This window comes from Streptomyces sp. PR69, assembly GCF_026420845.1.
Taxonomy (GTDB): Bacteria; Actinomycetota; Actinomycetes; order Streptomycetales; family Streptomycetaceae; genus Streptomyces.
Genome location: NZ_JAOWCB010000004.1, coordinates 39156 through 61675 on the forward strand (window position 1 = coordinate 39156; position 22520 = coordinate 61675).

At 72.1% G+C, this 22520-nt stretch carries 21 protein-coding genes; 13 read left to right on the forward strand and 8 right to left on the reverse strand.

Translation table 11 applies throughout. The features are described 5' to 3' along the window. Positions 1–10: 10 nt before the first annotated feature. On the reverse strand, positions 11–1537 hold the full coding sequence (gene glpK / locus OF819_RS05020; protein ID WP_267242108.1) for a glycerol kinase GlpK: 1527 nt from the start codon (positions 1535–1537) through the stop codon (positions 11–13). 48 nt (positions 1538–1585) lie between these two features. Then, positions 1586–2353: an IclR family transcriptional regulator gene (locus OF819_RS05025; RefSeq protein WP_267242109.1), complete on the reverse strand. Its 768-nt coding sequence runs from the start codon at positions 2351–2353 to the stop codon at positions 1586–1588. A 139-nt stretch (positions 2354–2492) separates the two neighbouring features. Between OF819_RS05025 and OF819_RS05030 the strand changes: the two genes are divergently transcribed. The 5 genes from OF819_RS05030 to OF819_RS05050 all read left to right on the forward strand — a co-directional run bounded on the left by OF819_RS05030 (position 2493) and on the right by OF819_RS05050 (position 7813). Further along, positions 2493–2957 carry an ATP-binding protein gene (locus tag OF819_RS05030; RefSeq protein ID WP_267242110.1) on the forward strand — a complete coding sequence of 155 codons (465 nt, stop codon included), beginning with the start codon at positions 2493–2495 and terminating at the stop codon, positions 2955–2957. Between the two features lie 236 nt (positions 2958–3193). Continuing rightward, positions 3194–3766: a peroxiredoxin-like family protein gene (locus OF819_RS05035; RefSeq protein WP_267242111.1), complete on the forward strand. Its 573-nt coding sequence runs from the start codon at positions 3194–3196 to the stop codon at positions 3764–3766. 161 nt (positions 3767–3927) lie between these two features. Continuing rightward, positions 3928–4458 (forward strand): (2Fe-2S)-binding protein, encoded by a 531-nt coding sequence (locus tag OF819_RS05040; protein ID WP_267242112.1) that lies wholly within the window; start codon positions 3928–3930, stop codon positions 4456–4458. Between the two features lie 59 nt (positions 4459–4517). Then, on the forward strand, positions 4518–5525 hold the full coding sequence (locus tag OF819_RS05045) for an FAD binding domain-containing protein (RefSeq protein ID WP_267242113.1): 1008 nt from the start codon (positions 4518–4520) through the stop codon (positions 5523–5525). Beyond that, a complete protein-coding gene (locus OF819_RS05050; RefSeq protein WP_267242114.1) occupies positions 5522–7813 on the forward strand; it encodes a xanthine dehydrogenase family protein molybdopterin-binding subunit in 2292 nt (763 codons plus the stop codon). Before OF819_RS05045 ends, OF819_RS05050 begins: the two co-directional genes overlap by 4 nt. Positions 7814–8383: 570 nt before the next feature. Here OF819_RS05050 and OF819_RS05055 read toward each other — a convergent pair. The 4 genes from OF819_RS05055 to OF819_RS05070 all read right to left on the reverse strand — a co-directional run bounded on the left by OF819_RS05055 (position 8384) and on the right by OF819_RS05070 (position 12031). Beyond that, a complete protein-coding gene (locus OF819_RS05055; RefSeq protein ID WP_267242115.1) occupies positions 8384–9850 on the reverse strand; it encodes an FAD-dependent oxidoreductase in 1467 nt (488 codons plus the stop codon). Beyond that, a complete protein-coding gene (locus OF819_RS05060; protein ID WP_267242116.1) occupies positions 9831–10145 on the reverse strand; it encodes a (2Fe-2S)-binding protein in 315 nt (104 codons plus the stop codon). Before OF819_RS05060 ends, OF819_RS05055 begins: the two co-directional genes overlap by 20 nt. A 24-nt stretch (positions 10146–10169) precedes the next feature. Next, entirely contained in the window at positions 10170–11336 is a 1167-nt protein-coding gene (locus OF819_RS05065; protein ID WP_267242117.1) for an NAD(P)/FAD-dependent oxidoreductase, read from the reverse strand. Between the two features lie 65 nt (positions 11337–11401). Next, a complete protein-coding gene (locus tag OF819_RS05070) occupies positions 11402–12031 on the reverse strand; it encodes a type III effector protein (protein ID WP_267242118.1) in 630 nt (209 codons plus the stop codon). Between the two features lie 129 nt (positions 12032–12160). Between OF819_RS05070 and OF819_RS05075 the strand changes: the two genes are divergently transcribed. The 7 genes from OF819_RS05075 (at position 12161) to OF819_RS05105 (ending at position 19025) form a co-directional block, all read left to right on the forward strand. Beyond that, positions 12161–12592, forward strand: a complete 432-nt coding sequence (locus tag OF819_RS05075) for an Hsp20/alpha crystallin family protein (RefSeq protein WP_267242119.1) — start codon at positions 12161–12163, stop codon at positions 12590–12592. 127 nt (positions 12593–12719) lie between these two features. Beyond that, positions 12720–13157, forward strand: coding sequence for a DUF2267 domain-containing protein (locus OF819_RS05080; RefSeq protein ID WP_267242120.1), 438 nt, complete (start codon positions 12720–12722; stop codon positions 13155–13157). A gap of 175 nt (positions 13158–13332) precedes the next feature. Further along, positions 13333–15090 (forward strand): ABC transporter substrate-binding protein, encoded by a 1758-nt coding sequence (locus tag OF819_RS05085; protein ID WP_267242121.1) that lies wholly within the window; start codon positions 13333–13335, stop codon positions 15088–15090. A gap of 11 nt (positions 15091–15101) precedes the next feature. Next, positions 15102–16034 carry an ABC transporter permease gene (locus tag OF819_RS05090; protein ID WP_267242122.1) on the forward strand — a complete coding sequence of 311 codons (933 nt, stop codon included), beginning with the start codon at positions 15102–15104 and terminating at the stop codon, positions 16032–16034. Continuing rightward, positions 16031–17017, forward strand: a complete 987-nt coding sequence (locus OF819_RS05095; RefSeq protein WP_267242123.1) for an ABC transporter permease — start codon at positions 16031–16033, stop codon at positions 17015–17017. The genes OF819_RS05090 and OF819_RS05095 overlap by 4 nt, the downstream gene beginning before the upstream one ends. Continuing rightward, a complete protein-coding gene (locus OF819_RS05100; RefSeq protein WP_267242124.1) occupies positions 17017–18057 on the forward strand; it encodes an ABC transporter ATP-binding protein in 1041 nt (346 codons plus the stop codon). Before OF819_RS05095 ends, OF819_RS05100 begins: the two co-directional genes overlap by 1 nt. Beyond that, positions 18054–19025: an ABC transporter ATP-binding protein gene (locus OF819_RS05105; RefSeq protein ID WP_267242125.1), complete on the forward strand. Its 972-nt coding sequence runs from the start codon at positions 18054–18056 to the stop codon at positions 19023–19025. The genes OF819_RS05100 and OF819_RS05105 overlap by 4 nt, the downstream gene beginning before the upstream one ends. Before the next feature lie 156 nt (positions 19026–19181). Here OF819_RS05105 and OF819_RS05110 read toward each other — a convergent pair whose 3' ends face one another. Continuing rightward, positions 19182–20144: a hypothetical protein gene (locus OF819_RS05110; protein WP_267242126.1), complete on the reverse strand. Its 963-nt coding sequence runs from the start codon at positions 20142–20144 to the stop codon at positions 19182–19184. A gap of 72 nt (positions 20145–20216) precedes the next feature. After that, positions 20217–21938, reverse strand: coding sequence for a DNA polymerase/3'-5' exonuclease PolX (gene polX, locus OF819_RS05115; RefSeq protein WP_267242127.1), 1722 nt, complete (start codon positions 21936–21938; stop codon positions 20217–20219). Between the two features lie 130 nt (positions 21939–22068). On the opposite strand from polX, the gene OF819_RS05120 reads away from it, so the two are divergent. Continuing rightward, the gene (locus OF819_RS05120) at positions 22069–22497 is read left to right on the forward strand and encodes an archease (protein ID WP_267242128.1); all 429 of its coding nucleotides are present in this window, start codon (positions 22069–22071) and stop codon (positions 22495–22497) included. Positions 22498–22520 lie beyond the last annotated feature (23 nt).

Sequence of the window (22520 nt, forward strand, 5' to 3'; positions counted from 1 at the left end):
CTGCTGCTCGTCATGGACCCTGCCGCTCGCCTTGCGCAGGCTGGATCCATCCCAGGGACCGCTCGACGGCCCGCTGCCAGCAGTCGTACTCCCGCTCCCGGCGCTCGGGGTCCATGGCCGGCAGCCACTGGGCCGCTCGGTGCCAGTTGCCGCGCAGGACTTCCATGTCCGGCCAGTAGCCGGCGGCGAGGCCCGCGGCGTAGGCCGCGCCGAGCGAGACGGTCTCGGCGACCAGGGGCCGCACCACGGGAACGTCGAGCACATCGGCGAGGAACTGCATGAGGAGATTGTCGGATGTCATCCCGCCGTCCACCTTGAGCTGCTTGAGGGCGAGCGCGGAGTCGGCGTTCATGGCGTCGACGACCTCCCGCGTCTGCCAGCCGGTGGCCTCCAGAACGGCTCGGGCCAGGTGCCCCTTGGTGATGTACGAGGTGAGGCCCACGATGACGCCGCGGGCGTCGCTGCGCCAGTGGGGTGCGAACAGGCCGGAGAACGCCGGGACGATATAGCAGCCGCCGTTGTCCTCGACGGTGCGCGCCAGGGTCTCGATCTCGGGCGCGCTGCTGATCAGGCCCAGGCGGTCGCGGAACCACTGGACCAGTGAGCCGGTGACGGCGATCGGGCCTTCCAGCGCGTAGACCGCCGGCTGGTTCCCGACCTTGTACGCCACGGTGGTGAGGAGCCCGTGCCGGGACCGCACGACGTCGGCGCCGGTGTTCATCAGCAGGAAGCTGCCGGTCCCGTAGGTGCACTTCGCCTCGCCGGGCGAGAAGCAGGTCTGCCCGAAGAGGGCCGCCTGCTGATCGCCGAGGGCGGCCGTGATCGGAACGCCCGGCAGCACCGAGCGGGCCTCGCCGTAGCTCTCGGCCGAGGACCGGATCTCCGGCAGCATCGCACGCGGCGTCCCGAAGAAGTCCAACAGCTCATCGTCCCAGGTCAGCGTGCGTATGTTGGCGAGCATGGTGCGGCTGGCGTTGGTGGCGTCGGTGATGTGCAGGCCCCCGGCCGGTCCGCCGGTGAGATTCCAGATCAGCCAGCTCTCCATGGTGCCGAACAGCACCTCGCCGTCCCGCGCACGCCGCTCCAGCCCCTCGACGTGGTCGAACAGCCAGCGGATCCGGGGCGCGGAGAAGTAGGTCGACGGGGGAAGGCAGCAGCGTTCGAGGAAGTACTCGTCGCCCGGCCGGCTTCTCAGGTCGTCGACGAGCGGCGCGGTGCGGGTGTCCTGCCAGACGATCGCCCTGCCCAGCGGAGCGCCGGTCCGCCGGTCCCAGAGCACGGTCGTCTCGCGCTGGTTGGCGATCCCGATGGCCGCGATCTGCCCGGCGTCCAGGTCTGCGCCGGACAGCGCCTCGGGGACGACGCGCTGGAGGTTGCGCCAGATCTCGGAGGCGTCGTGCTCGACCCAGCCGGGCCGGGGGAAGTGCTGACGGTGCTCCCGCTGGGCGACCGACTTCAGTCGCCCGCGGTGGTCGAACAGGATGCATCGCGTGGAGTTGGTGCCCTGGTCGATGGACATCACATACCGAGCAACCATGACACGCCCGCCTTCCGCTGAGTCGTCTGCGCCGCCGAACCGCCGGGCCTACCAGCGCGCCGCGCCGAGGTCCCTGGAAATCGCCCGTGCGGCCTCCCGGAGCAAGGTGATCAGGGCCGGGCGGGGCCGGCCCTTGTCGTCGCAGATCCGCTCGACCGGGCCGGACACCCCGATCGCGCCCACCACCAGACCGCCGTGCCCCCGGATCGGCGCGGCGACTCCGGCGTCCCCCATGCTCATCTCCTGCACCTCCGCGCCCCAGCCGACCTCCCGGATCTCGCCGAGTGCCCGTTCGAGGTCCTCCGGCAGCACCAGGGTGTGCCTGGTGTACGCCTCCGGTCCGGCCCGCAGCACGGAGTCGAGGGGGGCGGCCCCGAAGGCCAGCAGGACCTTGCCGAGCGAGGAGGCGTGCAAGGGCAGCAGCGCGCCGACATCCAGGGTCTGGAGGGTGTCGTCCGGCCGGAAGACGTGGTGCACGATCAGCACCTCGCCCTCCAGGGGCGCGCCCAGACGGACGGCCTCGCCGCTGCGGGCGGCCAGGGCGTCGGCCCAGTTGATGGAGCGCGAGCGCAGCTCGTTGACGTCGAGGTAGCTGGTGCCGAGATGGAGCAGCGCCGCCCCGAGCTGGTACTTGCCGGTCGCCGCGTCCTGCTCCACGAAGTCCACATGCTGCAGGGTGCGCAGAATGCCGTGCGCGGTGCCTTTGGCCAGCCCGAGCGACGACGCCACCTCGCCCAGCCCGAGCCGACGGGGACCGGCGGCAAGCAGACGCAGGATCGCGGCCGCCCGTTCTATGGACTGGACAGGGCCGACCATGAGGCGATCGTACGTCCGTCGCCCGCATTGGACCACCGTTCGACAATGCCGACCACTGTTCATTGACTGCCCGCGCTTCTGTTCGTAGCGTGCATCACGTCCGGCCTCCAGCCGACCGACAGCTCCCGGAGGAGGGGCCATGACAGCAGCGCGGCCCGGTCCAGCGCTCCGCGAGGAAGCAGCGCTTCGTGAGGACGCGGCGCCTTGTGAGGAAACCGAGTACATCTTTTCGCTGCCGCACACCCCCGGGGCCGTCCCGGCCGTACGGCGGCGTATACGCGCGGTCCTCGCGGACTGGCGACTGCCCGCGGAAGCCGCAGAGGATGTGCTCCTGCTGGCCTCTGAGCTGCTCGCCAACGCGATCGTCCACGCCCTGCCCCCGGCGACGCTGCGGCTGTCGCGGGTGTGGGCGGACAGGCGCAGAGCCGTACGCGTCGAGGTGACCGACAGGGGGCCCGCCGCCCCGGCCGGACTCCCGGCCCCTGCAGCGGACCCGGACGAGCACGGCCGGGGCCTCGGCATCGTCACGGCGCTGTCGGCCCGGTGCGGCGTACGAGAGCACCTCGGCGGGACGGGCCGCTGGGCGGATGTGGTCGTGGGGTGAGATCGCCCGGCGTCGCCGCCGCGACGACGGGAGACTGCGCAGTGCGGTGCGCACCTCGGCAACACCCCTGCCGGGGCGGAAGGTTGACACCGCGTAGGCCGGTTGACTCGACGCGACCGCGCCCCGCGCGAACTCGGCTATGCTCCGGCGCAGCACTGGCGCGGCGCCGTGCGGGGGACCCTCGCGGCGCTCGCACCCCGGGGATTCCCCTGCCCAAGGCTCGCCCAGGAGGCAGTATGAGCACCGCGTCCCGCATCTTCCGCCGCGGCGGCCGTCCGGCCCCGCGGCTGACGCCCGGAGACGCCGTCGCACCCCGCATACTGACGACGATCACCTCCGAGCGCCTGCGCGTTCCCGACCCCGCGGCCCTGGTGCATCTGCAGTTCCGGCGCTTCGCGGGGTGCCCCGTGTGCAATCTGCACCTCAGGTCCGTGGCCCGGCGGCACGAGGAGATCAGGGCCGCGGGCATCCGCGAGGTGGCCGTGTTCCACTCCCCGGCCGAGTCGATGCTTCCGCACCAGGGCGACCTGCCCTTTCCGGCCGTGGCCGACCCCGGCAAGTCGCTGTACGCGGCCTTCGGCGTGGAGTCGTCGCCGCGGGCGCTGCTCGACCCGCGCGCCTGGCCCGCGATCTTCCGGGTCGCCTTCACCCGCCTGCCGTCCGTCCCCGGACCGGGCGGGGCCCTCGGCCTCCCCGCGGACTTCCTCATCGGACCCGACGGCCTCGTGCGCGAGGTCAAGTACGGCCGGCACGCCGACGACCAGTGGCCCGTGGACGAACTGCTGTCCCTGGCGGCCCGCCACCGTTAGCCCGGGCGGACGCTCTTCGAGGCGGGCGCTCATCAGCGTGAGCGACACCGATCACGCAGCCAGAATCGTCACCTTTCCCCGAATTGCCGGGAATGATGTCCTATGTGAGGCTCACAGGGGCGGGCGGACCGCACGCCCGTGCCCGTGGAGGAGGGAGCCTCATGTCAGTCGACACACCGGCCGCGGACACTCAGGCGGCCGAGCGTGGTCCCGGGCCCGTCACCGTACGGCTGACCGTCAACGGCGTCGAGCGGAGCCTGCTGATCGAACCCCGGGTGAGCCTGCTGCAGGCGCTCCGCGAGGAGCTCGATCTCACCGGGGCCAAGCGCGGCTGCGACCAGGGCACGTGCGGCGCGTGCACGGTCTTCGCCGACGGCCGCCGGGTGCTGGCGTGTCTGACGCTCGCCATTGCCTGCGAGGGGCGGGAGATCACCACCGTCGAAGGGCTCGCGCAGCCGGACGGACAGCACAACGGGCGGCTCCATCCCATGCAGGAGGAGTTCATCGCCCATGACGCCTTCCAGTGCGGCTACTGCACCCCCGGGCAGATCATGTCGGCGGTCGGCTGCGTCGAGGAGGGCCACGCCGCCGATGACGCGGAGATCAAGGAGTGGATGAGCGGCAACATCTGCCGCTGCGCCGCCTATCCCAACATCCGGGCGGCCGTCCGCGCCGCACGCGAGCGCGTCTGACGCATCTGCCGCGTCTGCCGTGTCTGCCGCATCTGAGAAGCCCGAGGAGCACGCCCGTCATGCGCCCTGTCAGCTATCTTCGTCCGGACGGCGTCGACGACGCCGTCCAGGCCGTCACAGCGGACCCCGGCAGCCACTTCCTCGCCGGCGGCACCACCGAGGTGGATCTGCTCCGGCAGCATGTCCTGGCCCCCCGCCGGCTGGTCGACATCAACCGGCTGCCGCTCGCGGGCATCGAGGACCTGCCCGACGGCGGCGTACGCATCGGCGCGCTCGCCAGGATGAGCGAGGCCGCCGCATCGCCCGCCGTACGCGAACGCTTCCCCATGGTCTCCCAGGCCCTGGAGCTCGGCGCCTCCGCCCAGCTGCGGCATATGGCCTCCATGGGCGGCAATATGTTGCAGAAGGTCCGCTGCGCCTACTACCGCGACGGCGAGTCACCGTGCAATAAACGGGAGCCGGGAAGCGGATGTTCGGCGCTGCACGGCGTCAGCCGCACCCATGCCGTGCTGGGGGTCAGCGACCACTGCATCGCCACTCACCCCTCCGACGTCGCCGTCCCGCTCGCGGCGCTCGACGCCCGCATCCACACGCGCGGCGTCCACGGCGAACGGTCCCACACCGTCGACGAGTTCTTCCTTCAGCCCGGAGCGACGCCGCACCGCGAGCATCCGCTGGACCATGGAGAGCTGATCACGGCGATCGAGGTGCCCGCCCTGCCGATGGCCCGGCGGTCCCGCTATCTCAAGGTGCGCGACCGCGAGTCCTATGAATTCGCCCTGGTCTCCGTCGCCGCCGCGGTCGACACGGACGACGGCGCGATCAGCGGCGTACGGATCGCTCTGGGCGGAGTCGCCGTCAAGCCCTGGCGGGCCCGGCGCGCAGAGGAGGTCCTGCTCGGCGCGCCCGCGACCGACGAGACCTTCGAACGGGCGGCGCGCGAGGAGCTGGCCGCGGCCCGCACGACCGCCATGAACGCCTTCAAGCCCGATCTCGCGCGGCGTACGCTCGTCCGTGCTCTGCGCGCCCTCACCACCACCGGCACCGTCACCGGGAGGCAGGGATGAGCGCCCCGTCCACCACATCCGGCGCACCTGACACGCCTGGCGCACCGCCTGCGGACGGCCCGATGGGCCGGCCGCTGAACCGCGTGGACGGGCCTGCCAAGGTCACCGGCGCCGCCCGCTACGCCGCCGACGCACCACTGCCCGGGCTGACCCACGCCGTCGTGGTCGGCGCCCGCGTCCCGCACGGCCGCCTCACCCGGATCGACACGGAGGAGGCCGACCGGGCCGCCGGCGTCCTCGCCGTCCTCACCCAGGAGAGCCTGGGCAAGATCGCCGGCCAGCCGCCACTGCTTCCCTCGCTCGCCGGGGCGGCCGCCCCCGGGGAGACGTTCTTCCCGATGCAGAGCGACCGCGTCCACTACGCCGGCCAGCCGGTGGCCCTCGTGGTCGCCGACACCTATGAACGCGCCCTGCACGCGGCCCGGCTGGTGCACGTCGAGTACGCCGAGGAGCCGTCCGTCACCGTCATCGACCAGGCGCGCGAGAAGGCATACGAACCGCGGAGCATCTTCGCCGGGTTCGTGCCGGGACGGTCCTCCCGCGGGGATGTGGAAGCCGGACTGGCCCAGGCGGCCGTCACCGTCGACAACACGTTCACCTTCGCCGCCAACCACCACAACCCCATCGAACCGTCGGCGGCCACCGCCTTCTGGGAGGGCGACCGGCTCACGCTGTACGACACCACGCAGGGCGTCACCGCCGTCCAGCACACCGTCGCCGCACTGCTCGGCCTGCCCCACAGCCGCATCCGCGTCATCAGCCACTACACGGGCGGGAGTTTCGGCGCCAAGGCCATGGTCTGGCACCATCCGGCGCTGGCGGCGCTCGCCTCCCGCGCCGTCGGCCGCCCGGTCCGCCTCGCCCTCACCCGCGAGCAGATGTTCACCGGCTGCGGCCACCGCGAGGAGCAGGAACACCGCCTCACCCTCGGCGCGGACGAGCAGGGCCGGCTCATCGCCCTGCGCCACGGCAAACTCTCCCTGACCTCCCCCTTCGACGAGTGGGCCGAGCCGTCCCTCTCCCTCACGGGCCGGCTGTACGCCTGTCCCCACTACGAAGGCGTCTACCGGCTCATCCGCGCCAACACCATGACCCCGACCTTTATGCGCTGCCCCGGAGAGGCCACCGGCCTGTTCGCGCTGGAGACGTCCATGGACGAGCTGGCCGAGCGGCTCGGTCTTGACCCGATCGAGCTGCGGCTGCGCAACTTCGCCGAGACCGACCCCGAATCCGGCCATCCCTGGAGCAGCAACGGCCTCAAGGAGTGCTACCGGCGCGGGGCCGAACGCATCGGCTGGGAACGCCGCGCCGCCGGACCGGAACGCGACGGCGACTGGCTCATCGGCCTGGGGATGGCCTCGGCGGCCTACCCCGTCTACGGACCGAACAACCCGCAGCGCGCCCGCGCACGCGTGTACGCCGACGGGACGGCCGTCATCCAGGGCGCCGTCACCGACATCGGCACCGGCGTGCTCACCGCCATGACCCAGGTGGCCGCAGAGGCCCTCGGACTCCCCGTAGAGCAGTGCCGCTTCGAAGGCGGCGACACCGATCTGCCGCATATGGCCGCCGCCGTGGGCTCCAGCGGAGCGGGCATGGTCAGCGCCGCCGTGCACGCCGCGTGCACCACGCTGCGCGGCCAGCTGATCGCGCGGGCCGTCGCCGACCCGCAGTCACCGCTCCATGGAGCAGACCGCGGCCAGGTGATCCTGCGCGACGGCAGAATGGTCCGGCGCGACGCGCCCGACCAGGGAGAGACCTACGCCGAACTCCTCACCCGCAACTTCCTTCCCGACGCGGAGGCCACCGGCGCGTGGGGCCCGCCCCCGCACGACGCCCCCTGGGCGATGCTCACCTTCGGCGCCCAGTTCGCCGAGGTCGCGGTCGACCCGGAACTGGGTCTCATCCGCGTCCGCCGCATGGCCGGGGCCTTCGCCCCGGGCCGTGTCCTCAACGCCAGGACCGCCCGCAGCCAGCTCATGGGCGGCATGATCTGGGGCCTCGGACAGGCGCTCCTCGAAGCCACTCATATGGAGCCCGCCACGGGCCGCTGGGCGAATGCGAGCCTCGGCGAGTATCTCGTGCCCGTCAACGCCGACGCCCCCGAGGTCGACGTCGACCTCATCGAGGTCGAGGACGCGATTGTCAACCCCCTGGGGGTCAAGGGAGTCGGGGAAGTGGGCCAGTCGGGCGCGGCGGCCGCCGTCGCCAACGCCGTCTGCCATGCGACGGGCCGCCGCTTCCGCGCGCTCCCGATCACCATCGAAGATGTGATCGCGCCCTCGTGACGGCCCGGTGCCGTCAGCTCCTCAGCACCCTGACGACGCCCCCCGCCCGGCCGCCGGACAGGACGCCGACGCGGACACCGGCGTCCGGGCCGCTGAGAGACCGGCCGGGAGCGCACGCGACCATGTCCCGTCCCTCCGCCGCTTGAGGCACGGGAGCCAGAAACCCAGCCCCACCGGCGCCTGAAGCACGAAAAGCCAACAACCCAGCCCCCGCCCGCGATTGAAGCGCAGGGGCCAGAAACCCAGCCCCGCCCGCGATTGAAGCGCAGGGGCCAGAAACCCAGCCCCGCCCGCGATTGAAGCGCGGGAGCCAGAAACCCAGCCCCGCCGACCCCAGAAGCACAGGGACCAACAACCCAGCCTCGTGGGGGTACCCCCGGACGGAGTCTGGGGGAGATTGAGGCGCAGGGGCCGGAAATTCAGCCTCGCCGGCGATTGAGGCGCGGGGGTCCGGGGGCGGAGCCCCCGGGAGACGGGGTCTGGGGCGGAGCCCCAGTTACGGGAAGTGGGGGTCCCCCCACCCCCCAGGGCGTAGGGGGAGGGGAGGGGAAAGACCCACCTGACACAGCCTCAGGGCCCCGGCGGTCCAGGATCCGCCCCCGCCCCGTCGAGCGCCGCGAGGGACGACAGCGTGACGGGTACGGCCAGCGGACGGCGCTCCGCCACCCCGCGGCCAGACGCCAGGCAGGCCACCGCCGCCCCGCAGACCCGCCCCTGGCACCACCCCATCCCCGCCCTGGTGAGCAGTTTGACGGACCGGGCGTCCCGCGCCCCGAGACCGGCGACCGCCTCGCGGATGCGCCCCGCGGTCACCTCCTCGCACCGGCAGACGTCGGTGTCGTCGGCCAGCCACCGGGTCCAGCCGTCGCCCGGAGCATGAGCGGCGGCCATGACGTCGGCGAAGGCGCGCATCCGGGCCCGTCGGCGGCGCAGCTCCCGCATCCGCCCGCTCCGGACGAGCGCGGGCCGTCCGGTCAGCCGGGCGGCGATGGCGAGGCCCGCCACCTCGCCCTCCTCACGGGCCAGCTGGGCCCCGCCGGCGCCGCCGGTCTCCCCCGCGGCCCACACTCCGGGCACGGAGGTCTCCTGCAGCGGGTCGAGGACGAGGGCCGACGCCCCGTCGGCCGTACGGTGTGCCGCGCAGCCGAGTCCCGTGGCCAGCTCGGTCTGGGGGACGAGGCCGAAGCCCACGGCCAGTGCGTCGCATGCGATGCGGCGGCCCGTCCCCTGTACGGGCCGCCACTCCCGGTCGAGCCGGGAGACCGTGACCGCCTCCACCCGGTCGCGGCCGTGCACCGCGGTGACCGCGCTGCGGGTGCGCACCCGCACACCGTGGCGGAGCAGCGCCGCGCCGTGGACGGCCGCCTCCGCCAGCTTCCGCGGGTTGGCGGCCAGGGCGCGCGGTCGGCGTGCGTAGCGCAGATAGCCGGACGCCTCCACGACGGCGGGGACACGGGCCCCGGCGGCGGCCAGCGAGGAGCCGACGGCGAGCAGCAGCGGGCCGCTGCCCGCGACGACGATCCGTCTGCCGGGCAGCACGAGCCCCGACTTGAGCATCGCCTGCGCGCCGCCCGCGCCGACCACGCCCGGCAGGGTCCAGCCCGGGAAGGGCAGCTGCCGCTCGTATGCGCCGGTCGCGAGGAGCAGAGCCCGCGCCCGGACCCGTACGGACCGTTCCCCGTCGCCGTCGGCCCCGGTCACCGCGTGGACCGCCCACAGGTCGCCGTCCTCCCGCGTCACCGCCCAGACATGATGCCGGGCCAGCCGGGTGACGCGGCAGGCCTTCTGACGGCGGCGCAGCTCGGCGAAGGCGGACCAGTCGTGGTGCAGCGCTTCGGGCCGTACGGCTCCGAGGGCGGGCGCGGGATGCCGGTAGTACTGGCCGCCGGTCTGGCCGGAGGCGTCCAGCAGGGCGACGGACAGGCCGAGTTCCGCGGCGGTGACGGCGCCGGAGAGGCCGGCGCAGCCCGCGCCGACGACCGCCAGGTCGTATAGCTCGGGGACCGGGCCATGGGGGTCAGACTCCGAGGTCGGCATGGCCGTGTCCCTCCTGCGTGGTGATGGCGTCTCCGGGGGCGGCGGGCACCAGGCAGGCCCGCCGGTTGGGTGTTCCGTTGACGGTCGCCAGGCAGTCGTAGCACTGCCCGATGCCGCAGAACGCGCCGCGCGGCCGGCCGCCCACGCGCGTGGTGCGCCAGGAGAGGATGCCGGCCGCCCACAGGGCGGCGGCGATCGACTGGCCGGGCAGGGCGGTGACGGCGCGGCCGTCGAAGGTGATCTCGAAGGGCGGTCCGGGCTGGGCCCCGGCCAGCTCGACGGGGTTACGGGCCACTGCGGGCCTCCTTTCGCATGTGCGTCACAGCGGGCCGGCGGGCGGAGGCTCGAAGCGCTCGGGCCGGAACGGGCGGGGGTCGAGCGGCGGTTCGCCGCCGGTCAGGCACCGCGCGACGACCAGCCCGGTGGCGGGGGCCAGCCCGACCCCCGCCCCCTCGTGGCCGCAGGCGTGCAGCAGTCCGGGCACCCGGGGGTCGGGGCCGATCGCGGGCAGATGGTCCGGCAGGTAGGGGCGGAAGCCCGCATAGGCGCGCAGCATCCGCACCCCGGCCAGTACGGGGAACAGCGCGAGGGCCCCGGTGGCGAGCCGCCGCAGCACCTCGGTCGACAGCGACCGGTCGAAGCCGACGCGCTCCCGGCTGGAGCCGATCAGCACCGGTCCTGCGGGGGTGCCCTCGACCACCGCGGAGGTCTGCAGTGCGGCGGAGCCGCTGGCCACATCGGCGACATAGTCGGCCGCGTACACCTTGTGCCGCACCACGCGCGGCAGCGGCTCGCTCACCAGGACGAATCCCCGGCGGGGCAGGACGGGAAGCTCGACGCCCGCGAGGCGGGCGAGTTCGCCGCCCCAGGCTCCGGCGGCGTTCACCACATACGGGGCGTGCACCGGGCCGCTCGGTGTGCGCACGCCCCGCACCTCGCCGTTCGCCCCGGTGATCAGGCCGGTGACCTCCTCGCCGAGCAGCAGCCGCACCCGGTCGCCGCCCGCACGCAGCAGATGCGCCGCCGCGAGAGCGGGCATGACCTGGGCGTCCTGGGGGTAGTGGAAGCCGCCGGCCAGACCGGGTGCGAGGTGGGGCTCCAGATCGTGCAGCCGACCGGCCGGGATCTCGTGCGCGGCGACGCCGGCCTTGCTCTGCCCTGCCGCGAAGTCGCGCAGCGCGGCCATGCCCGGCTCGTCGGAGGCGATGACGACGCCGCCCTTGGCCTCGTACTCGACGGCCGGCGGGAGCACATCGGCCAGTTCCCGCCAGAGTTCCGCGGAGAGCAGGGCGAGTTCGAGTTCAGGGCCGGGCTCCTTGTCGGAGACGAGGAGGTTCCCCTCCCCGGCTCCCGTGGTGCCGCCGGACACGGGTCCACGGTCGATCACGGTGACGGTGCGGCCCGCGCGGGCGGCGTAGTAGGCACAGGCCGCGCCGACCACACCGGCCCCGACGATGATGACGTCCGAGGTGTTCCTGATGAGCACACACGGTAATATTTCACATTGCACATCGCTTGCCAAGACCCCGCACCGGCGGGCGCCGCATGGGCTCAGGGGGGTGTGAGGCTGTCGAGCCGGGCGGCGAGGTCGGGATGGGCGGTCAGATGGGGGCGGGCGGCGGCCAGCGGGGCGACGAGGTCGGCGGGATCATCGCGAGCGAGGGCCGCGTGGAGCTCGCCGAGCGGGCGGTCGGCCGCGGCGGGCAGGTCGGTGAGGGCGGCGATCTGCCCGGCGAGGCCGCGCAGGGCGGCGGCGTTGACACGTGCCCAGGAGGCGGTCGTGCGCGCGGCGGCCCGGGCCTGACGGGTGGCCTCGACACGCTGCTCGCCGGTGGTTCCGGCAGGGCCGGGGCGGCCTCGCAGATAGCGGCGTTCGGCGGCCTGGCGGCTGGCGACGCCGAGGGGGCGGGCGAGATCGGCCCAGCTGGCGCCCGCGTCGCGGGCGGTTTCGATCAGGCCGGTCTCCCATCCGGCGAGCTGCTCGCGGACCTGCCGCAGCAGCATGAGGGAGGCCAGCGCCTGCTCCGGCCCGGGATTTTGCGCGTCAGGGGTGTCCGGGGGCACCCGCTGGGCGTCGCGCAGGGCGTCGTCTATGGCGTGCAGGGCCGCCGCGGCGGCAAGGAACGACGCCGGACTGTGGGTCTGTGTGCTGGTCGTGGACGGCTGGTCGGCTGCGGTCACGGGCACCTCCCTCGGCTTGTCATCATGTAGATGACGTTTGGGTTTGTCATCCATTGGATGACATGTTACAACGGTTTCAGTCAGGCGCATTGGCAGCAACTGCCCGAACCTGCTGGAGGTGTTTTCACGATGTTGATGCGCACCGACCCCTTCCGCGAGCTGGACCGGCTGGCACAGCAGCTGATGGGCCCGGGCACCTGGTCCCGTCCCTCGGCGATGCCGATGGACGCCTACCGCGAGGGCGACGAGTACGTGGTGGCCTTCGATCTGCCCGGCGTCACCGCCGACGCGATCGACATCGACGTCGAGCGGAACATGCTCACCGTCAAGGCGGAGCGCCGGCCGGCGGCGAAGGCCGAGGGCGTGCAGATGGAACTGTCCGAGCGGCCGCTGGGCGTCTTCTCCCGTCAGATCGTGCTCGCCGACACCCTCGACACCGAGCACATCAAGGCCGACTACGACGCCGGCGTGCTCACCCTGCGCATTCCGATCGCCGAGCGCGCCAAGCCCCGCAAGATCTCCATCGGCACCGGGTCCGGCCGCAAGGAAATCTCTGGCTGACACCGGCCAGACAGATGCGGAGGGCAGGCACGCGTTTTCCCCTTCACCCTGCCCTCCGCACCCCCTCGAACCGTCCCCCGCACCCGGTGCCCGGACACCGGCCACAGCAGGAAGGGCAACCACCCCCGTGATCTCCGACCGGCACACACCGCCCCAGCAGCCGTGCAGGACGGCATACGAGCAGATGCTGGAGAAGGTCCGCTACGAGGGCGCCTACCCCACCCGCGAGAGAGCCGACGAAGCCGTCCGCCTGGTTCTCGCCGGACTGGGACGCCAGCTGACCGGCGACGAACGTGTGGACCTGGCCGCCTGCCTGCCCCTGGAAGCCGCACGCGTGCTGACCGCGCAGATACCCGACACCCGGCCGCTGACCGGCCGGGCCTTCGTCAAGGACCTCGCCGCCCGCTCCGGCGCCTCCCTGGCCACCACCCGCTGGGACACCGGCTCCGTCTTCTCCGCCGTCGCCGCCTGCGCCGGCCCCGACCTGATCACCCGCATCCTCCACCAGCTCCCCGCCGGATACGCCCTGCTGTTCGGCCGCCCCGAACTCACCCCGGTCGCGTAGACGGCGACGTCGGGCCGCCTCGTCGGTTTTTCTGCGAGCCCACCCGTACGGTCCGTTTGGACACGGGTGGGTAACGGCGTCATCCGCACCTTGTGGAGTACCATTTCACATTACTATGTTACCGGTCACATTCCAGCTGCCCATGGCTGTCCGACTGTTCACGGAGTGACCACTGATGAACAAGCGCACTCTCTCCGCCGTCGCCGTCGCCCTCGGGGCGACCCTCGCGCTCGGCGCCGCCGGCTGTTCCGGCGGAGGCGACGGCAAGGACTCGGCTCGCGGCGGCAGTTCCGCCGAGAACCCCGTAACAGCCAACAACGGAGCCATGGTCGGCGGCGTCCCCAAGAAGGGCGGCACCCTGACGGTGCTGTCCAACACGGACTTCACCCATCTCGACCCGGCCCGCAACTGGGTGATGGGCGACATGGACTTCGGCACCCGGCTGCTCTACCGCACGCTGGTCACGTACAAGGCCGCGCCGGGCGCGGAGGGCGGCGAGCTGGTGCCCGACCTCGCCGAGGATCTCGGCGTCTCCTCCAACGGCGCGAAGACCTGGACGTTCAGACTCAAGAAGGGCCTGAAGTACGAGGACGGGACCCCGATCACCGCCCAGGACGTCAAGTACAACGTGGAGCGGTCCTTCTCCCCGGACCTGCCCGGCGGCCCCGACTACGCGGCCCGCTATCTCGCCGGCGCCGAGGGCTACCAGGGACCGGCCCAGGGCAAGCACCTCGACTCCGTCAAGACGCCCGACGACCGCACGATCGTCTTCGAACTGCGCAAACCCTTCGCGGAGTTCCCCTACGCCACCGTGCTGCCGACCTTCGCCCCGGTGCCCAAGGCGCAGGACAAGGGGCCGCAGTACGACAACCGGCCCTTCTCCTCGGGGCCTTACAAGATCGAGTCGTATGCGCGCGACAAGCGGCTGGTACTCGTCCGCAACACCCACTGGGACCCGGCGACCGACCAGGTCCGCAAGGCGTACCCGGACCGGATCGTGGTGACGATGGGGCTGAAGGGCAACCAGATCGACGACCGGCTGATCGCCAGTTCGGGTGCGGACGCCTCCGCCGTCTCCTGGGGCAAGATGCGCCCCGAGAGCACTCCGAAGGTGCTCACCAAGGCCGCCGTCCGGGCCCGGCTGCTCGCCGAGTCGACCAACTGCACCGAGATGGTACAGATGCACACCGGCCGCGCCCCGTTCGACGACGTCAGGGTCCGCCGGGCCGTGCAGTACGCGCTCGACCGCGAGGCCATCGTGACCGCCTCCGGCGGGCCCGCGCTCAATGACGCGGCCACCGCCCTGATGCCCGGCTCCCTCTTCGGCGGCAAGCAGCCCGACACCCTGAAGATCCCCGTCACCGGCGATGCGGCGAAGGCCAGGGAGCTGCTGAAGGAGGCGGGCAAGCCGGACGGCTTCGCCACCAGCGTCACCGTCTCCAACGGCGACAAGGGCGTCGGCGAGGCGATCCAGCAGGCCCTCGGCCGGGCCGGGATCAAGGTGACCATCGAGACCGTCGACCCGTCGGCGTTCTATGACACCATCGGCGACACCAAGAACCGCACCGACCTCGTCTACACCGGCTGGTGCCCCGACTACCCCTCCGGCTCCACCTTCCTGCCCTTCGTCTTCGACGGCCGCTACATCAAGGAGAAGGGCAACTCCGGCAACCACTCGCTCTTCCGCGACAAGCCGACCATGCAGCGGATGGACGAGATCGCCGCGATGACCGACGCCCAGCAGGCCAACAAGGCGTGGCAGCAGCTGGACGGCGAGATCCTCGCCAAGGCCCCCACGGCGCCCGCCGTCATCGAGCGCATGCCGCTGCTGCTCGGCACCAACATCGCGGGGGCGTACGGCCACACCTCCTTCGGCGGCCAGATCGACTACGCCACGGTGGGCCTCAAGGACCCGGCCAAGAGCGCGGGCTGAGGCAGCACACCATGGCTGCCACTCTCAGCTCCACCTCACTCCCCGCGGGCAGCGGCCCCTGGCAGCTCGCCCGCGCGGAACTGCGCCGCCGCACCTCCGTGAAGATCTCCCTCAGCGTCGTCGCCCTGTTCGTGTTCATGGCCGCGGCGGCGCCGCTGCTCAGTGCGCTGGGCGGCTGGTCGCCCGACGAGTTCGACAAGTCCGCCGTCGACCCGTACCTCGGCGGACTGCCGATCGGCCCGTTCGGCGGCATCAGCGCCGACCACTGGCTCGGCGTCGAACCGGTCACCGGACGCGATCTGTTCGCCAGGGTCGTGCACGGCGCTCAGGTCTCGCTGTTCATCGCCTTCGCCGCCACCGCGATCGTGGTGGTCGCCGGGACCGCGGCCGGGGTCACCGCCGGCTACTTCGGCGGGCGCACCGACGCCGTGCTCTCCCGGCTGATGGACCTCACCATGTCCTTCCCCTCCCTGATCTTCATGATCGCGATGCTGTCGGTCGCCAAGGACGCCAACCGCATCCTGCTGATGACCGCCGTCATCGGGCTCTTCGGCTGGCCCGGCATCGCCCGCGTCGTGCGCGGCCAGACCCTGAGCCTGAAACACCGGGAGTACGTGGACGCGGCGAGGGTCGCCGGGGCCGGGCCCTGGCGGATTCTCAGCCGCGACATCCTCCCCGGCGTCGCCGGGCCCGTCATCGCGTACACCACCCTGATCATCCCCGGGATGATCGCCACCGAGGCGGCGCTCAGCTATCTGGGCGTCGGCGTCCGCCCGCCCACCCCCTCCTGGGGTCAGATGATCGCCGAGAGCGTCGCCTTCTACGACACGGATCCCATGTACTTCATCCTCCCGAGCACCTGCCTCTTCCTCACGGTGCTCGCCTTCACCCTGCTCGGCGACGCGCTGCGCGACATCCTCGATCCGAGGGGAGGCCGCATATGATCCGCTACCTCGGCCGGCGGCTCCTCGGCGTCGCCGGCGTGCTGATCGCGATCGCCGCCGTCACCTTCACCATCTTCTACGTCCTGCCCTCCGACCCCGCGGCGGCGGCGTGCGGCAAGTCGTGCAGCGCCGACCGGCTGGCGGCGATCCGCGCCCATATGGGCCTGGACCAGCCGGTGTGGCGGCAGTTCGCGGACTTTGTCACCGGCATCTTCACCGGACGCACCATCGGCAGCGGACAGTACGCGCTGCACTGCGACGTCCCCTGCCTCGGCTACTCGTACGAAAACAGCCAGGCCGTATGGGAGCTGCTGATGGACCGTCTGCCGGTCTCCGCCTCGCTGGCGTTCGGCGCCGCGGTGCTCTGGCTGGGGCTCGGGCTCAGCGCGGGCGTCACCGCCGCGCTCCGCAAGGACACGCTCACCGACCGCGCGCTGATGGTGGGCGCGGTCGCCGCCGCCTCGCTGCCCGTCTACTTCACCTCGGTGCTGCTGATCTACGGGCTGATCCGGGCGACCGGGCTGCTCCCCTATCCGCAGTATGTGCCGCTGGGCTCCGACCCCGTCCAGTGGGCGTCGAATCTGCTGCTGCCGTGGCTGGCGCTCGCCGTCCTGTACGCGGCCATGTACGCGCGGCAGAGCCGCAGTTCGATGATCGAGACCATGGCGGAGCCGTATATCCGCACGGCCCGAGCCAAAGGGCTGCCGCGCCGCATGGTCGTGGTCAAACACGGTCTGCGGGCCGGGATGACCCCGGTCCTCACCATCTTCGGAATGGACCTCGGCGGGCTGCTGGCCGGTGCGGTGATCACCGAGTCGATCTTCGGGCTGCCGGGCGTGGGACGGCTGTTCTACGGCGCGCTGTCCAGCGGCGACCAGCCGGTCATCCTCGGCGTCACCCTGCTCGCCGCCACCTTCATCGTCATGGCCAATCTGGCCGTCGATCTGCTGTATGCCGTGGTCGATCCCCGGGTGAGGTACTGATGTCCGAGAGTGCGCCGCCCGACAGGCCGCTGTCCGACAGCCTGTTGTCCGTCCGGGATCTGACGGTTGCCTTTCCGACGAAGCACGGTCCGGTACGGGCCGTGGACTCCCTCAGTTTCGAGGTGCGGCGGGGCCGCACGCTGGGCATCGTCGGCGAGTCGGGGTCGGGGAAGTCCGTCACCTCGCTCGCCGTGCTGGGCCTGCATGCGAACGCCCGCGTCAGCGGCTCCATCACCCTCGACGGACAGGAGCTGATCGGCAGGGACGAACGGGAGCTGAACCGGCTGCGCGGCCGGAAGATGGCCATGATCTTCCAGGACCCGCTCTCCAGCCTGCACCCCTACTACACCGTCGGGGAGCAGATCGCCGAACACCACCGGGTCCACTTCCGCTCCGGCCGCCGGGCTGCCCGCGCCCGGGCCGTCGAAGCGCTCGCCGAGGTCGGCATCCCCGAACCAAAGCGGCGGGCGGGCGAGTACCCCCACCAGTTCTCCGGCGGAATGCGCCAGCGTGTGATGATCGCGATGGCGCTGGTCTGCGAACCGGAGCTGCTCATCGCGGACGAGCCGACCACCGCCCTCGACGTCACCGTGCAGGCCCAGATCCTGGAGCTGATCGCCCGGCTCCAGGAGCAGCGGGGGCTCGCCGTCGTGATGATCACCCACGATCTGGGGGTGGTCGCCCGCGTCGCCCATGACGTGCTGGTGATGTACGGGGGCCGGGCGGCCGAACAGGCCCCCGTCGACACGCTGTTCGCCTCCCCCGCCCATCCGTACACCCGCGCCCTGCTGGACTCCCTGCCGCGTCTCGACGACGACGATGACGAGCCGCTGCGGCCGATCCCCGGCAGTCCGCCGTCCCTGCTCACCCCGGCCCCCGGCTGTGCGTTCGCGCCCCGCTGCCCCCGGCTGGCCGCCGCCTCCTTCGACGGCGAGCGGTCCCGCTGCGAGACCGAGCGCCCCGAGCTCGACGGACCGACCGGGCCGGCCGGGCATCCGGTGGCCTGCCACTTCCCCGCGTACGAAGGCATCAGCTCATGACCGCACCTCTGCTCTGTGTACGGGACCTGACGATGACGTTCCCCGGCCGGCGGGCCCGCTCGGCCCCCGTCCGGGCCGTCGACGGCGTCAGCTTCGAGGTGGCGACGGGCGAGACACTCGGCCTGGTCGGCGAGTCCGGCTGCGGCAAGTCCACCACGGGCCGGATGATCGTCCGGCTGCTGCAGCCGACCTCCGGATCGATTGAATTCGGCGGACGCGACATCGGCCGTCTGTCACAGCGGGAGCTGAAACCGCTGCGCACCGAGCTCCAGATGGTCTTCCAGGACCCGCACTCCTCCCTCAACCCCCGCCAGACGGTGGCCCGGATCATCTCCGACCCGCTGATCGTGCAGGGCGCCCCGGCCGCCGAGGCGCGCAAGCGGGCGGCCGAACTGATGGAGCTGGTCGGGCTGATCCCGGAACACATCGACCGCTATCCGCATGAGTTCTCCGGCGGACAGGCCCAGCGCATCGGCATCGCCCGCGCGCTGGCCACCAGCCCCCGGCTGGTGGTCGCCGACGAACCCGTCTCCGCCCTGGATGTGTCCGTACAGGCCCAGATCGTCAATCTGATGGAGCGGCTGCAGCGGGAGCTGGGCCTGTCCTATCTCTTCATCGCCCACGACCTGTCGGTGATCAAGCGCGTGTGCGACCGGGTCGCCGTGATGTACCTCGGCCGGATCGTCGAGATCGGCGCCAGGGAACGGGTGTACGCGGCCCCCGCCCACCCCTACACCCGCGCCCTGCTGTCCGCGGTGCCGCTGCCGGACCCGGCCGCCGAGCGGACCCGGGAACGGATCACTCTCCTCGGCGATCCGCCCAGCCCGGCCGCGCCCCCGCCCGGCTGCACCTTCCATCCGCGCTGCCCCAAGGCGCAGGGCATCTGCCGCACCGAGGCCCCGGTGCTGCGGATCGCGGCCCCCGGGGAAGCGCGTCAGGTGGCCTGCCACTTCCCCGAGCCGGGCTGAACTCCAGCCCCTCCGGCGTTTGCGGAGCGGGGCGACGCAGCGCGGGGGCGCCTCCCGGGCCCGCAGGGCCCGGGGGAGGTGGGGGCCCGCCCACGCCGGAGGCTGTGGGGGAGCGTGCAGGGCGGCGCGAGGGGGCAGAGCCTGCCGGGAGGGGCGCTAGTAGTCGCAGTCGCCGCACTGGCAGGGCGGCTGGTACATGTCCCGTCTGCGGCTTTCGTCGCCGGGGCGCACGAGCTGGTGCTCCGGCAGATGGTCCTGCATCTGCCACCACTGGAGCGTGAAGCAGTGCTCGTCCTCGAAGACCAGGAAGGGGCCGTTCTCGCGCAGCGGCTCGTATGTGTACCAGCGGCCCTTCCGGGCGAGCACCGTGTCCGGGTCGGGCGGGGCGGGGCTGCCGCTTGTGTATGCGTAGACACGGTGGACGTCCGCCGCGGTGATGTCGCGCACGGGAGTGAGCACAAGCGGCCAGGCCGCGGGGGCGTCGGAGCCGTCGACGCCGTCCGGAACGCTCGCGGGCTCTCCGCTGAGGGCATGCACCGTCCACTCAAGCAGCCCGGTGGCTCTGCACACCTCTGCCATGGGCACACCGGCGCGTGCCGCGTGCACGGCCAGCGCCTCCGTCTCGGTGAGACCTCCTCGGCCGCGCTCGACCGAGATGGCGGCTTCGCCGGCCTTGCGCAGCCAGTGGCACAGGTCGTGGCCGTCCGGCGGCGGATCGCCGAGATGGTCGGCGCAGCGGCTCCCGGGGCCGGCGGGGGCCTTGTTGAGGCAGAAGGCGTGTCCGCACAGCTCGACGACGCGCTGGGCGCCCAGCTCGGGGTCGAAGAGGGTGCAGGCACGGAAGGTCCGTCTGGGCTCTGCGCCGACCGCGGTGAAGAACCGTATGCGCTCTCCTCGCTTGGCGCGCTCGACCTGGAACGTCCTGACCTCCCACGCCGACAGGACATGCCCGGCCATGGCGATCGCCAGGGCCGGGAACGGCCGGAAGGGCAGCGGGGTGGAATCGTCGAGGGTCGGGATCTCGGTGAAGGGACGTCGGGTGTCGTAGTCGTCGAGGTGGCGGAGCGCGAGCGTGAGGAGTTCTGCGGCGTCGACGTGTGTGCTGTCGGCTTCGGGCATGCGCTCTCCGTTGCAGGGACCGGCGGGTGGGCCGCGGGGCAGGGCAGAACCGGAGGATACTCGGATCCGCCGTCAGCCCTTGCGCAGAAAGCGGCGCAGCCTGGTGAGCGGCCAGGTGTTGATGACGTCGTCCTTCGTCAGCCAGCCGCGCTGGGCGGTGCCGACTCCATAGCGCAGATAGGGCAGATGGGTGGTGGAGTGGGCGTCGGAGTCGATGGCGAACTTCACGCCGTACTCCTTGGCGCGCAGGATGTCCTCGTCGCGCAGGTCGAGGCGCTCCGGATGGGAGTTGACCTCCAGGGCGGTGCCGGTGTCCGCGCAGGCTTTGAAGACGGCGTCGAAGTCGGCGTCGATGGGCGGGCGTTTGCCGATGCGGCGGGTGGTGGGGTGGCCGATGATCGCGACATGGGGGTTTTCGCAGGCGCGGATCAGACGGCGGGTGAGGGCCCGGCGGCTCTGGTTGAAGTGGGAGTGGACGGAGGCGACGCAGAGGTCGAACTCCGCGAGGAAGTCATCGGGCCAGTCGAGTTCGCCGTCCGGCCCGATGTTGAGCTCGGTGCCGTGCAGCAGCCGCATGCCGCGGAAGGCGCGGTCGAGCGCTCGGACGCGGTCGCGCTGGGCGAGCATCTTCTCGTCGGTCATGCGCTGCATAGAGAGGTTCGGGGCGTGGTCGGTGACCGCGTAGTACGCATAGCCGCGGTCGGCCGCGGCGGCGACCATGTCCTCCAGTGGGGCGAGGCCGTCGGTGAGGTCGGTGTGGGTGTGCAGATCGCCCCGGATGTCGTCCTCGGTGACGAGGTCGGGGAGTTCGCCCGCCAGTCCGGCGGCGATCTCGCCGCGGTCCTCGCGCAGGGGCGGCGGTATCCAGGGCAGGCCGAGGCGGGCGTAGATGTCTTCTTCCGTCCGTGAGGTGACGCGCCGTCCGCTCTTGGCGTGGAAGAGTCCGTACTCGGAGAGTTTGAGGCCCTTGCGCACCGCGATCTCACGGGTGCGGATGTTGTGGGCCTTGCTGCCGGTGAAGTACTGCAGGCCCGCGCCCCAGGAGACCGGCGGCAGGACCCGCAGGTCCACCTGGAGGCCCTTGGTGGTGCGGATGGAGGTCTTCTTCTCGCCGTGGGCGATGGTTTCGGCGGTCTGCGGCAGGCTGCCGAGCGCCTCCATGAAGGGTGTGGAGTCGTCCGCTGCCACCAGGATGTCGATGTCGCCGATGGTCTCGCGCATCCGGCGCAGCGAGCCCGCGTAGACGCACCGCTCGCAGCCGGGGATCGTGGACAGTTCGCCGGTGATCTGCTCGGCGACGTCCAGGGCCGCGCTGATGAGGATGCGGCCTTCGCCGGCCTTCTGCATCAGGGCGATGCCGTGCAGCAGATTCTCCTCGGTCTTCTCGCCGAACCCCTTGAGGTCCCGCAGCCGTTCGGCGTGGATGGCGTCGAGGAGCTGGTCGACGGAGGAGACGCCGAGTTCCCGGTGGAGCACCAGGGCCTTCTTCGGGCCAAGCGTGGGGATGGCGATCAGTGCGCGGACGCCGGCCGGGATCGTCGCGCGGGTCTCGTCGATCGCGGGGACATGGCCGGTGTGCAGATACTCCACGACCTTGTCGGCGATGGACTTGCCGACGTTGGGGATCTCCCGCAGCCCTTTGGCGTCGAGCTTGGCGATGTCGGCGGGGTGTCCGCCGATGGCGCGTGCGGCCTTTTCGTAGGCGCGCGCCTTGAAGGCGTCGCCGCCGCTGATCGCGATGAGGTCGGCGTACTCCTGGAGCAGCGCCTCGACCTCCTCGTTTGCCCGGGCCATGTCTCCAGCATGGACCGCGGCCGCGGGGCGGGCATGTCCGCCGGGCGGTGCGCCGCCGTCGAGCCGTGCGCCCCCGCCGAGCGGTGCGCGGCCGCCGGGCGGTGCACCATGAAAGGGACAGGAGGCGACTGTGGACCTGCCACCCGAGAGCGCCGGCCGGCGCAGTGTTCCGCACACCGCGGATCTGCGGGTCGAGGCATGGGGCGCGACGCGTGAGGAGTGCCTGGAACAGGCCGTCCACGGGGTCTGCGAGTCGTTCCTCGATCTGCGGGGAGCCAGGGCCGTCGGCAGGCGGGAGGCGGCGGTGCTCGCCGGGAGCGACGAGGAACTGCTGGTGGCGCTGCTGGAAGAGGTCGTGTACTGGCTGGACGCCGAGGGCGAGGCGCCCGTCGGCGTCGAGGTCACACCCGTGGACGGCGGTGTGCACGCGGTGCTGCGGATGGCCGACGCCCGCTCCTGCCCGGTCGTCGGGGCCGCGCCCAAGGCGGTCACCTGGCACGGCCTGGAGTTCGGGCGCGGGGCGGCGGGCTGGCGGTGTGCGGTCACCGTCGACGTGTGAGGACGTGTGAGGACGTACGAGCG

Bases quoted from the DNA above. Each gene is read 5' to 3' on its own strand.
- OF819_RS05050 (WP_267242114.1), top strand. From the start codon at position 5,522: ATGAGCGCCCCGTCCACCACATCCGGCGCACCTGACACGCCTGGCGCA.
- OF819_RS05085 (WP_267242121.1), top strand. From the start codon at position 13,333: ATGAACAAGCGCACTCTCTCCGCCGTCGCCGTCGCCCTCGGGGCGACC.
- OF819_RS05075 (WP_267242119.1), top strand. From the start codon at position 12,161: ATGTTGATGCGCACCGACCCCTTCCGCGAGCTGGACCGGCTGGCACAG.
- OF819_RS05030 (WP_267242110.1), top strand. From the start codon at position 2,493: ATGACAGCAGCGCGGCCCGGTCCAGCGCTCCGCGAGGAAGCAGCGCTT.
- OF819_RS05045 (WP_267242113.1), top strand. From the start codon at position 4,518: ATGCGCCCTGTCAGCTATCTTCGTCCGGACGGCGTCGACGACGCCGTC.
- polX (WP_267242127.1), bottom strand. From the start codon at position 21,938: ATGGCCCGGGCAAACGAGGAGGTCGAGGCGCTGCTCCAGGAGTACGCC.
- OF819_RS05025 (WP_267242109.1), bottom strand. From the start codon at position 2,353: ATGGTCGGCCCTGTCCAGTCCATAGAACGGGCGGCCGCGATCCTGCGT.
- OF819_RS05090 (WP_267242122.1), top strand. From the start codon at position 15,102: ATGGCTGCCACTCTCAGCTCCACCTCACTCCCCGCGGGCAGCGGCCCC.
- OF819_RS05110 (WP_267242126.1), bottom strand. From the start codon at position 20,144: ATGCCCGAAGCCGACAGCACACACGTCGACGCCGCAGAACTCCTCACG.
- OF819_RS05105 (WP_267242125.1), top strand. From the start codon at position 18,054: ATGACCGCACCTCTGCTCTGTGTACGGGACCTGACGATGACGTTCCCC.
- OF819_RS05040 (WP_267242112.1), top strand. From the start codon at position 3,928: ATGTCAGTCGACACACCGGCCGCGGACACTCAGGCGGCCGAGCGTGGT.
- OF819_RS05055 (WP_267242115.1), bottom strand. From the start codon at position 9,850: ATGCCGACCTCGGAGTCTGACCCCCATGGCCCGGTCCCCGAGCTATAC.
- glpK (WP_267242108.1), bottom strand. From the start codon at position 1,537: ATGGTTGCTCGGTATGTGATGTCCATCGACCAGGGCACCAACTCCACG.
- OF819_RS05095 (WP_267242123.1), top strand. From the start codon at position 16,031: ATGATCCGCTACCTCGGCCGGCGGCTCCTCGGCGTCGCCGGCGTGCTG.
- OF819_RS05100 (WP_267242124.1), top strand. From the start codon at position 17,017: ATGTCCGAGAGTGCGCCGCCCGACAGGCCGCTGTCCGACAGCCTGTTG.
- OF819_RS05035 (WP_267242111.1), top strand. From the start codon at position 3,194: ATGAGCACCGCGTCCCGCATCTTCCGCCGCGGCGGCCGTCCGGCCCCG.